We start from the raw sequence: 13,947 nt of genomic DNA, 5'->3' as shown, positions 1-13,947 counted from the left end.
ATTGTTCACCAAGGGGGGTTTTTAGGATGGAATTTAGTGAGTGTTAGTACGTGTACTCCACCCTTACTGAGGCCGTGATGTTCAATTCACCAGGCTGAATCGGGGTAGTGGCCATTTTTGAAAAGGTACTTGTTTGGAAAAGCATCGGTGTTGCCGTTTCAGATAGCTCTTCAACCCTATTAGGGACTGGGTTCAATGAGATTCCTAGTGTTCGGGCCATGGAGAGTGCTTTTTCGTATGCCTTTTTTAAAGCGAGAGAAAGTGCCTGGTTATAGTATGCATCTGGGTTCGATAAAGAGAAACGGATGCTGGTGATTGAATTGGCACCGCTTTTGACGGCTGTGTCGATTATGCTGCCTATTTTCTCGATGTCGGTCGTTTGGGCCTGGATGATGTGCTGGACTTTATAGTTCTTGAACAATTCCTTTCCGTCAATATAATCATATTGCGGATCGATTCTGTAATCACTCGTTTTCAATTGCTCTTCGGGAATGCCTGCGGATTTTAGTGATGCGATGACATCTGCGATTGCTTGGGAATTGGCTTGCTGGGCCTTTTGCGGGTCCTTATCCTCTGTTATGACTCCTAGGGTGATTGTGGCTTGATCCGGAGCGGCAGATAGCGTTTCTGAGCCGGAAACTTTCAATGTATGTTCATCGTTACGGTAATGAACCCTATCAGGGGCATAGTATTCTTTCATTTTGACACCAGCCTTTTTTTTAAAAGAGATAATCTCCCCCTATTGTACGAATTATGAACGGGAAACATGATTGAAATATCCCATTGTCATTAATTCGGCCGGATGATCACAAAAAAACACTCGGCCTGGACCGAGTGCGCATTACTTATGAATGACTTGAACCCTGCCTACCTGGCCATCAGTCAATCTTACTTTAATTCCATGAGGGTGAGTGCTGGAGTTGGTCAAAATATCCTTTACGGTGCCGCTTGTCAGTTTTCCGCTGCGTTGATCTGCTTTAAGTACAATGTCCACAGAGGCACCCGGGGTAATGTCCTTCCGATTTTTACCGTTCATTTCTATTCAATCCTTTTCAGAGTTATTTGCAACCATTCTACCATGCAGTAACTTCAGTATAAGGAAAACAGCTGACCCAGTCGACTATTAGATGAAATTACGATGACCATCACCGTATTTTTTTCAATGGTTCGACAGCAGGGCCGTTCAACACTTCACCAGCGATGGAGTAGCGGGAGCCATGGCATGGGCAATCCCAAGTACGGTCGCCGCTATTCCAGGCAACTTCACACCCCATGTGCGTACATGTGGAATCGACGATATGAAGCTCGCCATCATGGTCACGGTAACACCCGGCCTTGTCTCCATTCACCTTCACGATTGCCCCTTCATCAATTCCTATGTCTTCAGGCGTTTTATGAATGACGGAAATTTTGCCTTTGATCAAATGCTTTGCTACATCTGCATTATCTTGGACTATATTCTTCATGCCTTTTAATCGGGCTGGGTCATACAAGTCTGCATAGCGGTTATCCCTTTGCAAAACCCGATCAGTTAAGATCTTTGCCGCAATCGATCCATTCGTCATTCCCCATTTCGCATAGCCGGTAGCTATCAGAACATTTGGAGCATTGGATGTCACTGGTCCGATAAAGGGGATTTTATCCGGTGTCACAATATCTTGTGCCGACCAGCGGTAGGGAATGTCCTTCACATCGAAATATTGGGAACTGAAGTCCTTCAGTGCTTCATAATGCTCGATCGTCGAGACTCCCTGACCTGTTTTATGGCCATCTCCGCCGATCAGTATAAGTTTTTCCCCATTGTCCAATTCCGTATAGCGCAGGGAACGGGTAGGGCTGTCTGCACTGTAATACATCCCACCGGGATATTCCTGTTCAGTCCTGATTCCAAGTACATAGGACCTATCTACATGGACACGGGCAAAGTATAAGCCCTTTTCATCATTAAAAGGGAAGTGGGAGGCAACGATAACCTGATTGCATTTGATGGTATGTCCAGTATCGGTCAGGACGGTAGGTGGATCGCCGTCTTCAATCTTCATTGCCGTTGTCCGTTCATAAATTTTGCCTCCACTTTCGAGAATTGTCGAAATGAGGGCAGTTAAGTATTTTAACGGGTGGAACTGTGCTTGATCTTTCATTATCACAGCAGCTTTAGAAGGGATGGAGAAAGGGATACTCTCTGCATAATCCCCCCGAATGCCTAGTTTTTGATAGGCTTTCAGTTCATTTTGAATTTTGACTTTATATTCATCTGTATTTGCGTATACATAGGCATCCTGTACAGTCAAATTACATTCAATGGAATGTTCTTCTACCAAGTCTTTGATTAGCTTCAATCCCTCAGCATTGGCTTCATAATAAAGTTTGGCCTTTTCTTCTCCATGCTCGGTGATCAATTGGTCATAAATCAGGCCATGCTGGGCCGTGATTTTTGCTGTAGTGTGTCCTGTCGTTCCAGTCAGGATTTCGCCTGCATCAATCAGTGTGACTTTAACACCTTGTTTAGCTAGTAGATAAGCAGAAGTGATTCCAGTGATTCCGCCGCCTACGATTAAGACATCAGAGTTTATATCCGTTTCTAGCTTAGAAAAAGATGGGAGAGTCAACGCACTGCGCCAATAGGGTTCCGGAAATCGGGGAAGGTCTGTATTTTTTTCAGTCATTTGAATACCTCCATACAGTTCATTAGTAAATTGTCCATTTATTACCATACCCAAATCCGCTATTTATACGCTTATTTTTGTATGAAGAAAGAGTAAAAAAATACAATATTTGTTTTGTTTACAAAAATGTATACATGTAAACGAAAAGAGATGTAATGTACACGAATATGTATACAAGTTTACAAACACGTACACATGGCTATACATAAGGTGTAGACATACTTGTTCCTATTGTAAACAATTTTGAAAACAATTTGATAAGTATAGCTATAATTTATGAAGGATTAATCTATCGTGGCACCTTTTTCAGCTTCCAGAATCGTGGAGAGAAGGGTAGTTAAATATTTAAAAGGGGTGAAACTGTGCTTGAATATGGAAGGTTTCCAGGGAATGGAGAAAGGATTTCTTCTGAGAAGGGCTAGTTCGATAGTCTTCTAGTTCTTTTGGGAGGTTACTTTTATATTCAAGCAAATAGTGAATATTGGTATCCATTGCAGTCAAATTACGTTCAATGGAATGTCTTCTACCAAGTCTTTGATTAGCTTCTATCCCTCAGCATTGGCTCCATAATATAATTTGGTTTTCTTTTCTTTTCACCATGTTTTAGGAAACAAACAAATCGTAAATCAGGCCATGCCATGGTGTGTTCCGTTGATCCGTTAAGGGTTTCACCAGCCTCTATTAGTGTTACTTCACTATTTGTTTAGCTGAGTAATCCCTGTAATTCACCCCCCTACAATTAAGATGCCAGTGGTTATATCTGTATCTATTTTAGAACACGAAGTGGAATGTAACGCACTGCGACAGACAATGGTGTTCCTGGATTTTGGAAGTTTCCTTATTCTTCTCAGTCATCCGAACACCTCTATACACTTCATTGGTAAACTATCCATTCATCATCATTTCCAGTCGCTATTTATACGCTTATTTTTGTATGGGGAAAGAGTGGAAAAAATACATTATTTGAGTTGTTTACAAAAATGTATGCATGTAAACAAAAGTAGTTGTAATGTACACAAATAAGTATACATGTTTACGAATACGTACACATGGCTGTGTATAAGATGTATACATACTTGTTCCTATTGTAAACAATTTGAAAACAATTCGACAAATATAGCTACAACTTATGAAGGATTGACTATCGTGGCAACTTTTTCTATCCTTAAAGGGAAAGCTTCACTTAAAATTTTTTTCTATAAAAAGGGGATGTTTTTAGATGAGTTCTAGAATCGCAGCAGTAGACGTAGGAAATGATGCTATCAAGGCTATTTTTGGAAAGCTAGAGTCTGAACTTTATATACCGAACGTCATTGCAAAAGACATAGAGGACCGTCCGGTCATCGGGATTGAGGAACTTGATGAAAAAAACCCATTGGAAGGGATTCATATTAGGGTTCATTCACCAGCCCTTCAAGATAATAATGCAATTTATCGCGTAGGGAACTTGGCGACAAAAAGCGATAATCCTGCCGAACTGGATTTGGGAAGCAGTAAATCAGAGGAAGATCAAACATTGGTCATGCTTTTTGCTGCTCTGGCATTGGACGCTGCCAAATTGGGGGACAACGATACATTCAAAAAAGTGAATAACGTTGTGGAAGCCAACTACACACTTGGAACAGGGTTGCCGCTACGGGAGGTTAAAGAAGGGAAAGATGTCGGGTACCGCTCGAAATTACTTGGTTCAGTCCACCAGGTGGAATTTTTGATTACCCCTAAATATCAAGGCATGAAGGTTAATATCAAATTTGATGAAGTGAAGGTCTATCCAGAAGGCTTTGCAGCATACATAAATTTGGTCATGGATAAAGATTTGAACATCATTAACCGTGAATTAATAGATAGAAGAATACTAATTCAGGATATCGGTGGATTATCGACGGATATCGCTGTCATTAAAAATCGTAAAGTTGACGATGACAAGGCACAAGGATTTAATTTGGGAGTAGCTGAAGCCCTTGAATCGATTCGTGAAGAAATCAGGAAGAAACATGGTGTCGAGCTCGATAGCAGGCGTGACGTCGTTGAAATCATCACGAAGAAAAATGATCGCAATCATATTATGGTTCGCGGAAGCAGGACAAGCGTCCATGATATCGTCGACCGCATTTTAGGTGAACTGGCCAAAAAGCAATATCGTCACCTGCGCAACGTATGGCAAAAAAATTCCCAAACGGAAATCTGCTATTTTGTAGGCGGGGGATCGATCGTCCTGAAAGATTACTTGAAAACATTGAATCAAAATTTCGATGGCTACAATATAGACTTTTTCGAAGATGAGCGGGAAAGCGTTTGGATGATGGCAAATGCCTATTATAAATTGATTTCGGACTTTAATCGCCGCCGGAATGCAAAGGAACAGAATCAGTCCCAGCAAAAGAAGAAAGAACATAAAACGGGCTCCATTAAATAGGTGAGAGAATGAAAAAAACAGCTTCTTCTGAAATTAAAAGAGGACAAGCCATCACTTTTCGTATCCCTTCGGATGTATCAGACTATACGTTAAGACAGCTGCAGAGATTGAAGGAAACGGAAAGAAGGAATTTTTCCAGTAAAATTGCCGAGTATGTTCTCGATGGAGTCGGGCAAACCTCCCATCAGGATCGGGAAATGATTGTCTTGCCCATGCCGAACAAACTAAGCAAATCTCAGCGTGATTGGCTCAAGCATTCCCACTCAGAAGCTATGCTTGGAACGATTATGTACCACCTTTTATCCGATCCTTTACGCGCCACGGCCCTGCTTGCCTCTTTGAACAATAATGAACTGAATGAGGAACTGTATGTCCAGGCCGAGCCTGAAGAAAAGGAAGCCGAGGAGGTTAAGGAAGGCCTGCCTAGGAAGGACCTGGATGACTTTGATTGGAGTTTGAATGAACCTGAACAACAGGTGGAAGAATCCGAACCGGAAGAGGAAAATCTCGACGATCTCCTGGGTGATTTTCTTGATCAAATGAACCAGTGAACTTTTGGAGGATATTTGACGATACGTTGAATATCCTCCTTTTTCTTTTGCAGGGGTTAATGACACAAAACCCTTTGAACTAGATCAGCATTTTCCCGTAAACAATCGGGAAAGGCTTTTTTTTCGTGACGGATGCACCCCTCATCCCTTCTTTGGATAAATTCCCATTAACCGGCCCTCTTTTCAAGATCCCAAAACACAATCCGGCTACTCCTTTATTCCATACAGATTAGCCGTAAGTTCAAATGACCGTACCAAAATTAAAACATGATATGTTGATTTTGAGAAATGCACATTTCACTTCCCATGTAACATTAGATATGCACCCCCATCTTTTTAGGTCAAATATGGTGTCCTTGTCATCAGTCTTTGAAATATATAAAAAAAGACATGGGAGTTTTACATGAAACGATTTTATAATATTGCAGGAATGTTTACCGTGTTCATCATGGCCTTCATCTCCCTCCAGTCAACGGCAGTCGGGGCAAATGAGGTGTGCGGTCCCACAACGGGAACGTTGATTCAGTTATTGGACAATAAGGGGAAGGTAAAACAAACGCTGTCACTTGGGCCGAACTATTCCACTACAACTACCCGGGCAATCGTAAATGATGCCATTACGAGGGTTTCCGACTACCCTCAAGATGTATCGAATGGGAAAAGGGGAACGGTTCGTTTGTCTAAAGGCCAGTTCACGGCGAGTGCCTTTATTATGATGAAAGAAGGGGTCACATTAGAAGGGACGATGGAGAATGGAAGACCCGTCACGACAATGTGTACCCAGCCCTCAAGTGATTCTGTCACCATAAAAATCATGGTGAGCCATACGGGTGTCAAAAACCTGATACTCGATGGAAAACGGAGGACGGAAGATCCCCAAACTGGGGAACCGAGGAACTATTATGCGGCAAGGAACAGGGGCATTGAGGTTACTGCAATCGATCAATCCAGATCCACCGCGGATTTGGTGTCTGTCTATTCGGCTCTGAATGATTTGCAGAGGATTCAGGATATCCTGATCGAAGATGTTCACATCACCGGGTATGAGGGATTTGGCATTTACTTAGAACATGTGAATGGAGTCACGATTAAAGGGTCCGATTCAAGAAAAAGAAACAAAATGATCATAAAAGATATTGGATATGCAGGTATCGGCGGGTATTCTTCGAGCAACGTGACTGTAAGGCATGCAACAGTGAGAGACCTTGGGCCAGGGGAGACGTTGGGCAAAACAAAACAAAGCTATGGCATCGCATTTAGCCACCGGAAAGTCAATGTGGCAGATCCCTTGACTCAATCAAAGTTCCCGCGAAGTGACACCATTGCAGTCGATGGGAATGTGGTGGCGAACAACCCTGTATGGGAGGGGATTGACACCCATTCAGGCCATAATGTTTCCTTTACGAATAATGTCATCTTAAACACGCGCTTTCCAATCGTTGTCGGGGGAATGGATTACAAGGGAGGGGCTACCTCAGCATACCCACCCGGCAATATTACGATTGCAGGGAATAGGATCAATGGTGAATCCTTTAATGATTATGCATATTACGGTATAGCTAAAAATGCCTCAGTCAGCGAACGGGGCATTGCGGTCAACGGAACGCAATTCCATGACCTTACTGAAACAGAGATGGGATTCCTGCAAACGGTCGTGATTAAAGGCAATTATGTGAATGATGTCCAGGCTAATGTCGAGGAATGGGGAGGCATCAGCATTCATGTGACCACAAATGCCCTTATTGAAGGCAACATCATTGAAAATTGCTTCAACAATGGGATTGTGGTCCTTAGTTCCAACAAGTTCATGAAACTCAAAGGAAACATCATAAACCAAATTCGTGAATCCGATGAAAAGTTCAGTTCAGCGGGCATCGGCATCAGAGGGTCACATAATAACGGCAGCCCTACAAATGACTATGCCATTACTTCCATGAACATGAAAAATAAGGGGATTGAAAGGGATAATATATTCAACGAAGTCGGGCATGAAATCCATGTCCAAGACAAAACGGTTTACAACCGCCTGGATGACTGGATTGCCATCTCGGCCTTCCTTGACTGGAACAAACATAATGCGAAGAAAAAATTCATGCAAGAAATCCATCTGATGCACTGCAAAGCAAGGGGAAAGAAATGCTGTGCAAATCTCTAGTGGGTTTCAAAGTTAAAACGGCACATTCTAAAAAAGGGACAGGCCACACCTATATTAAGTGTTACATTTGTTTTCTGGGGAAATCAAATTGAATCACATTGGCTAAAAGAGGAGGTGAAAAAGTGAAGGTTCTTTATTTGCATCAATATTTCAATACAGATAAAGGCAGTACCCGATCCTATGAAATAGCTAAATTTTTAGTCTCTAAAAATAATAAAGTCACCATCATCACCGGTAATTCAATAGATTCGCGTGAAGGAATAAAAATCATATCGACCAAAACTAAATATAAACAAGAATATGGTTACCCCAAAAGATTATTATCGTTTATTCATTATATGTATAAGAGTTTTTTTATTGGGGTGAAGGAGAAAGGGGTAGACATTGTTTATGCTTCCTCGACCCCTTTGACGATTGGATTGATAGGCATGCTTCTTGCTAAGGTGAAGCGCAGCGAATTTGTGTTTGAAGTAAGGGATTTATGGCCAGATATACCGATTGAGCTGGGAATCATCAGGCATGAATGGTTAAAGAGAATTTTATTGAAGCTGGAAAGCATGATTTATTCTGCAGCTGATAAAATCATCGTGCTTTCGCCTGGAATGAAAGAAGATTTATTGAAAAAAGGAGTTAAACAAGAAAAGATATCGACGATTACTAACTTTGCGGATATCGACTATTTTTCAAGGATTTGCCCCGAGGATAAAGAAGAAGCATTGGGGAAATTAGGCTTAAAGGCGAAGTTTATCTGTTTATATGCGGGTACATTAGGATTTATCAATAATATCGATTATATTTTACAGCTTGCCGAAAACACGGATGACCCCGATATTGTCTATCTGATTGTAGGGGATGGAAAGGAGAAAGGGCGCCTAATTCAAGTGAAAGAGAGCAAAAAACTAAACAACGTCATTTTTTTGGATCAGGTATCTAAAAAAGAAGCGTACTTATTAATGGCCGTATCTCATATAGGTCTGTGTTTTGTACGGAATAATGAAATATTGGATAGGAATAGCCAAAATAAACTTTTTGATTTTTGGGCAGCCGGAAAACCAACATTAATAAACTATAAAGGCTGGCAACATGGGGTCATGACAAAATATGATGCAGGTCACGGTTTTGACTATAGTGAACGATCAAAGATGATAGAGTATGTAAAATCATTGAAAAGTGACAAACAAATGTATCTGAAAATACAAGAAAATATAAAGCGGTTAACCCTGAATTATGAGAAAACCAAATTGGTTTCAAAGCTAGAGAGAACACTGTCGGACTTGGTTGTTAATAATCATTGAGTAGTCATTAGCTTTTCACTTAACGTGTAATGAAAGATCTGATTTTGGAAAAAGGATGGAGTTCTATGGAGACTATCGTAAATACAAAGCCAGTGATAACAGGTTGGGTAAAACGGGAATACCTCAAGAACATTGAGCACATTTTGGATTCCGGCAGGTTAATTTTAGGTGAGTATACCAGGAAATTTGAAGAAAGCGTCAGACAATACAGTGATTCTAAGTATGCTGTCGCACTTTCCAGTGCAACGGCAGCCATAGAAATCATTTTAAAGTATTTAGATGTTGAAGGAAAAGAAGTGATCATGCCAAGCAATACGTTTATTTCTCCAGTATATGCGGTGAAAAATGCGAAAGGAAGGGTCGTTCTTTGTGACATCAATTTAGAAGATTTCAATTTGGATTTAAATAGCCTGAAGAACGCCGTGACTCCCAAAACGAAAGTTGTCCTAATTACGTATATTGCTGGAAAGATCCCTGATAACATCTTTGAGATTAAAGAGTTTTGTGATGAGAATGATCTTTATCTAATCGAAGATGCTTCACATGCTTTTGGTGCCGCTATAAATGGATATAATGCCGGGACAATTGGGTTTGCCGGGGTTTTTTCCATGTACCCCACTAAAATTGTTACAAGTGCCACAGGCGGTGTCATTACATCGGAGGATATAGATTTAATCAAATACTGTGAGTTGTTAAGGCACCATGGGAATGAAAATGGTGCAGTCAATCAGGTATTATCCGGTGACATGCTTCTTAGTGAATTCAATGCATTGCTGGGTTATCTGCAAGTTCAGGAAGCTTATGGGATGATCCAAGTCAGGCAGGAAATCTTCAGCTTCTATAAAGAACAATTGAATGATATTTTTCAAGAACACGGTCTTTACTTCCAAGCTTCATCTGACCGTAATGAATCGTCATTTTATAAAATCATCGTCATGTCTAAAAGCAAAGAGCAATGCGAAGCATTTAAAAAGCATTTAAAAGAGGGTCATATTAGCACCGGCCATTGTTATGGGGTCCCATTACATTTACAGCCCACACTGCTAGAGGAATATCCCCTTGCGTCTCTCCCGAATGCCGATAGATTTCGTGAATCTCATTTCACGTTACCATGTCACTTGGATTTGTCTGATGAGGATCTGACATACATTGTAGCGAAATGTAAACAGGCAGTGGAATATGACAGTTAAAAATAGGATCGGAGTGGTGGGGTCGGGTCCAATAAGCCGCACAATGATTGATGCCATTAATGAAAGTTCAAATGGAGAAGTAATGGGAATTTGGGGGAGAAGACCCCATTTTGCCAAGGAGCTTGCAAAAGAAAAAGGAGTTTCTAAGGTTTATGGGTCCCTGAATGAAGTTTTTGAAGATGATGAGCTGGATACTGTTTATATAGCCACTCCAAATGCTGCCCATTATGAACAAGCGATAGCAGCCATTGAGCATGGAAAGAACGTCATTGTGGAGAAAACGGCATTCATGACAGCCGATCAAGCCAATCGAGTTTTCGATGCTGCAGAAGAACAAAATGTTTTTGTGTTTGAAGCGGTGAGATCCATTTATGAACCCAACTTTCAAATATTAAAGAATGCCATTAAAAAATTAGGGAAAATTCATGGGGCAACCTTAAAGTACCAAAACTATTCCAAGCAGTATTCGGCCTTATTGAAAGGAGAAAAGGCTCCACTTTTCGATGAAAATCATGGTGGCGGCACATTAAGAACAATCGGAATTTATCCTATTTATGCGGCCATTCAATTATTTGGTGCCCCCTTTAAAAGTTTTTATTTTAAACAGCTGATCGTAAAGAACATTGATTTAGGCGGCACATGCATTTTGGAATATAAAGATTATAAAGTAACCATGTTGATTTCAAAAATTAACTTAACCAATGATTCAATATCGGAGATTTACGGAGAGAACGGAACCTTGCATTTTCACTCGTTATACGATATTCGCACAATCAGTTACCGCAGCATCATTAATGACATGGAAGAATTGATAAGTGAACCTATTAGTGATAATAGTTTGCTTTATGAAATAACTGAATTTTCAAAATGGATTTTGACGAAAAATGAAGCAGCTTACAGGGAACAAAAGGGCATTACACTTAAAGCGATATCTATCATTGAACAAGCTTTAAATGGAGGAACATGATGAAAAAAATATTGCTGGTGACAGCACATCCGGATGATGCGGAAATTAGTATGGGCGGTACCATTCGCAAACTATTGAACCAAGGGCATTACATTATCAACATCATATTTTCCATCCCTTCGAATATCGAGGTCAGGAAACAAGAGGCAATAGAGTCATCAAGGAATTTCGGATATGAGGTACAGTTTTCTAAGTATTGTGAGGGTAATAACGTTGAGGATATTCCTCTTCATAAATTAATAAAAGAGCTCGACAATATCATTGAAAAGATGAATCCAGATGAAGTCTACACACATTGGATGAATGACAGTCACCAAGATCATCAAAAATTATCAAAGGTGGTAAGAAGCTGTTTTAGGAAAAAACAATTTACCCTATATGAATTCGAACAAATCAACCAAAACAATAACATTGCTGCCAATCAATTTCTCCCGAATATTTATAGCGATATTTCAGAGTTCATGGAAGATAAAAAACATATGATTACCATGTTCCAATCACAGCTAACCGGTTATATGGGGCACTATTTGGTGAATGCGGAACATATCGGCAGTTGGAGGGGTTCCCAAGTGAATTGTAATTACGCGGAGACATTCCTATTGATTTTTTCAAAAGAGGTTTTGTAAGTGGAAAAAAAGAAGATAGTCGCCATTCACCAGCCTAATTTCCTGCCCTGGATTGGTTTGATTCATAAGGTTTTCCAATCGGATGTTTTTATATATTTGTCTGATGTGAAATACTCTTCAAGTAATTTTCAAAATAAGACATATATTCTAGGTGCTGATGGAAAAGAGTCAAGGCTAACTGTACCGCTTCAAAGGAAACCTGAAATGTTACATGAAAAATTAATCAGTTATCATTCCCCAAATCAAAAATGGAAAAGGAATCATTTGAAGCAAATTTCGCAAGTTTATAAAAAGACTCGCCACTTTCAAGATTTTTTCCCGCTGCTGGAAGAAGCATATCAAAAAGAACACGCTTTATTAGTCGATTTAAACATTCATTTAATTGAGTTGATCTTAAATTACTTAAACTATGAAGGAGAAACATTCCTTTCCACTGATTTTAATACATCCTTTGGAAAAACGGAGAGATTGGTCAGCTTGCTTAAGCAAACCGATGGTACATGCTATTTAAGCGGGAAAAGCGGAAAGGATTACTTGGAAGAAGAATTGTTTCGTCAAGAAGGAATCGATCTCGTCTATCAAAATTTCATTCATCCTGTCTATTATGTGAAAAACGAGACAGAATGTGTAAAAAATTTATCGATTCTTGACTGGATCATGCACGATCCGGCGGATCATATAAAAGAAACGTTAACTGAACGAATACATTAGGCTAATCTGAAAAACGTAAATGAGTATAGAAAATAGAGATGTGGCGTGGTTTGAGAATATGAAAATAAAAAATGAATTCATAAATAAAATCCTTTTATTATTGACAGGCAATTCAATTGCACAGCTTATCCTATTTGCAAGTTCGCCCATACTGACAAGAATATATAAACCAGAAGATTTTGGTGTGTTTTCAACCTATACGTCCCTTTTGGCCATTCTCATGTCATTTTCATCTCTTTGTTTAGAAAAGGCGATTCCGTTAGAAAAAAACCATAAGAATACGTTTCACTTGATTTACATTAGCATGTTTACGATTGCCGTTGTTTGTATGCTGAATTTGATTTTGAGCCTTTTTAACCTGTCGTTGTTTCACCTTTACGGGATTAAAACGACAATTATGAATGACCTTTTGCTTTCAAGTGGTCTATTTTTTGCAGGGATATACCAAGTGTTGATTCACTGGTTGGTGAAAGAAGATAAGTTCAAAGGAATATTCCATTCTAAACTGCTTCAATCGATTAGCAATGTAATAAGCCAGTTCTCGCTTACGTCCATTAATCATCTTTCACCAGGAATGGGTTTAACTGCAGGAGACATGATTGGACGGGGAGTTACCCTTGTGTACATTTGGCGATTTTTCTTAAAGCAATTGCATTGGCCGAAAGTGAGCTATAGAAGAATCGGGTATTTGTTTAAAAAGTATGAGGACTTCGCCAAATATACCACGTGGTCAACACTCTTAAGTTCATTATCTATGCAAATCATATTTTTGTTATTAATGCGTCTTTACGGGCCTGAATTGACAGGTTATTTTTCAATGGCTTCCAAAACGGTAGGTCTGCCCATTACGTTGGTGGGAGCGAGTATTTCACCAGTATTCTATGCCGAAGTGTTAAAAATCATTAAAAATGATCCTGGAAGGGTCCTGAAATTATATAGAAGCGTACTTACTAAGTTAGCGATGGCAGGTATACCGGCACTGATACTGCTTGCCTGGATTGCCCCGGGGCTCTTCAGCTTTGTTTTTGGTGAAGAGTGGCGAGTTTCCGGTGAATATGTGAGGTTGATGTCATTTATGTTTCTGGGTCAACTGATTGTTGTCCCGGTTTCCCAAATATTATATTTGGTCAATAAACAGCGTACTCAGCTTTATTGGGACTTTTCAAGGCTGTTGCTGTCAAGTGTTGGAGTACTGGTCATTTTCATTTCAGGGGGATCGGCAGAAACAGCCATTTTATACTATAGCATTTGCATGGGGGCCAGCTACTACTTTTTTGCTCTCCTTGGCTATAGGGCGATACATTCCATAGATGGAGAGGTTAACCTAAAAAAATGAAGCTGATTCTAATGGGTCTGGTAGGTATATATGT

Annotated in this window: 13 protein-coding genes; 9 read left to right on the top strand and 4 right to left on the bottom strand. The window is 40.1% G+C overall.

All coding sequences use genetic code 11. The annotated features are described in order from the left end of the window. Positions 1 to 43 precede the first annotated feature (43 nt). The 3 genes from ACQKNS_RS18070 to ACQKNS_RS18060 form a co-directional block, all read right to left on the bottom strand. Positions 44 to 700 (bottom strand): SIMPL domain-containing protein, encoded by a 657-nt coding sequence (locus ACQKNS_RS18070; RefSeq protein WP_427644676.1) that lies wholly within the window; start codon positions 698 to 700, stop codon positions 44 to 46. 141 nt (positions 701 to 841) lie between these two features. Beyond that, positions 842 to 1,036 carry a YwbE family protein gene (locus tag ACQKNS_RS18065; RefSeq protein ID WP_076368446.1) on the bottom strand — a complete coding sequence of 65 codons (195 nt, stop codon included), beginning with the start codon at positions 1,034 to 1,036 and terminating at the stop codon, positions 842 to 844. A gap of 109 nt (positions 1,037 to 1,145) precedes the next feature. Further along, the gene (locus ACQKNS_RS18060) at positions 1,146 to 2,666 is read right to left on the bottom strand and encodes an FAD-dependent oxidoreductase (protein WP_427644675.1); all 1,521 of its coding nucleotides are present in this window, start codon (positions 2,664 to 2,666) and stop codon (positions 1,146 to 1,148) included. A gap of 1,219 nt (positions 2,667 to 3,885) precedes the next feature. Here ACQKNS_RS18060 and ACQKNS_RS18055 point away from each other — a divergent pair. Together ACQKNS_RS18055 and ACQKNS_RS18050 are read left to right on the top strand one after the other, a co-directional pair. Beyond that, entirely contained in the window at positions 3,886 to 5,082 is a 1,197-nt protein-coding gene (locus tag ACQKNS_RS18055; protein WP_427644674.1) for a ParM/StbA family protein, read from the top strand. 8 nt (positions 5,083 to 5,090) lie between these two features. Next, the gene (locus ACQKNS_RS18050) at positions 5,091 to 5,633 is read left to right on the top strand and encodes a hypothetical protein (protein WP_427644673.1); all 543 of its coding nucleotides are present in this window, start codon (positions 5,091 to 5,093) and stop codon (positions 5,631 to 5,633) included. Positions 5,634 to 5,712: 79 nt separating this feature from the next. On the opposite strand, the gene ACQKNS_RS18045 is transcribed toward ACQKNS_RS18050, so the two are convergent. Then, positions 5,713 to 5,835, bottom strand: a complete 123-nt coding sequence (locus tag ACQKNS_RS18045) for a hypothetical protein (protein WP_427644672.1) — start codon at positions 5,833 to 5,835, stop codon at positions 5,713 to 5,715. Positions 5,836 to 6,036: 201 nt separating this feature from the next. Between ACQKNS_RS18045 and ACQKNS_RS18040 the strand changes: the two genes are divergently transcribed. The 7 genes from ACQKNS_RS18040 (at position 6,037) to ACQKNS_RS18010 (ending at position 13,913) form a co-directional block, all read left to right on the top strand. Then, positions 6,037 to 7,788 (top strand): hypothetical protein, encoded by a 1,752-nt coding sequence (locus ACQKNS_RS18040; protein ID WP_427644671.1) that lies wholly within the window; start codon positions 6,037 to 6,039, stop codon positions 7,786 to 7,788. Between the two features lie 122 nt (positions 7,789 to 7,910). Further along, positions 7,911 to 9,083, top strand: coding sequence for a glycosyltransferase family 4 protein (locus ACQKNS_RS18035; protein WP_427644670.1), 1,173 nt, complete (start codon positions 7,911 to 7,913; stop codon positions 9,081 to 9,083). A gap of 65 nt (positions 9,084 to 9,148) precedes the next feature. Then, positions 9,149 to 10,273, top strand: a complete 1,125-nt coding sequence (locus tag ACQKNS_RS18030; RefSeq protein ID WP_427644669.1) for a DegT/DnrJ/EryC1/StrS family aminotransferase — start codon at positions 9,149 to 9,151, stop codon at positions 10,271 to 10,273. After that, positions 10,263 to 11,240 carry a Gfo/Idh/MocA family protein gene (locus ACQKNS_RS18025; protein WP_427644668.1) on the top strand — a complete coding sequence of 326 codons (978 nt, stop codon included), beginning with the start codon at positions 10,263 to 10,265 and terminating at the stop codon, positions 11,238 to 11,240. The genes ACQKNS_RS18030 and ACQKNS_RS18025 overlap by 11 nt, the downstream gene beginning before the upstream one ends. Continuing rightward, positions 11,240 to 11,866 carry a PIG-L deacetylase family protein gene (locus tag ACQKNS_RS18020; protein WP_427644667.1) on the top strand — a complete coding sequence of 209 codons (627 nt, stop codon included), beginning with the start codon at positions 11,240 to 11,242 and terminating at the stop codon, positions 11,864 to 11,866. Before ACQKNS_RS18025 ends, ACQKNS_RS18020 begins: the two co-directional genes overlap by 1 nt. Then, positions 11,867 to 12,577: a WbqC family protein gene (locus ACQKNS_RS18015; RefSeq protein ID WP_427644666.1), complete on the top strand. Its 711-nt coding sequence runs from the start codon at positions 11,867 to 11,869 to the stop codon at positions 12,575 to 12,577. Positions 12,578 to 12,635: 58 nt separating this feature from the next. Further along, a complete protein-coding gene (locus ACQKNS_RS18010) occupies positions 12,636 to 13,913 on the top strand; it encodes an oligosaccharide flippase family protein (RefSeq protein WP_427644665.1) in 1,278 nt (425 codons plus the stop codon). Positions 13,914 to 13,947 lie beyond the last annotated feature (34 nt).

The sequence above is a fragment of the Peribacillus sp. NPDC094092 genome, from assembly GCF_050279365.1.
Lineage (GTDB): Bacteria > Bacillota > Bacilli > Bacillales > DSM-1321 > Peribacillus.
This window is presented reverse-complemented; position numbering and strand designations above follow the sequence as displayed.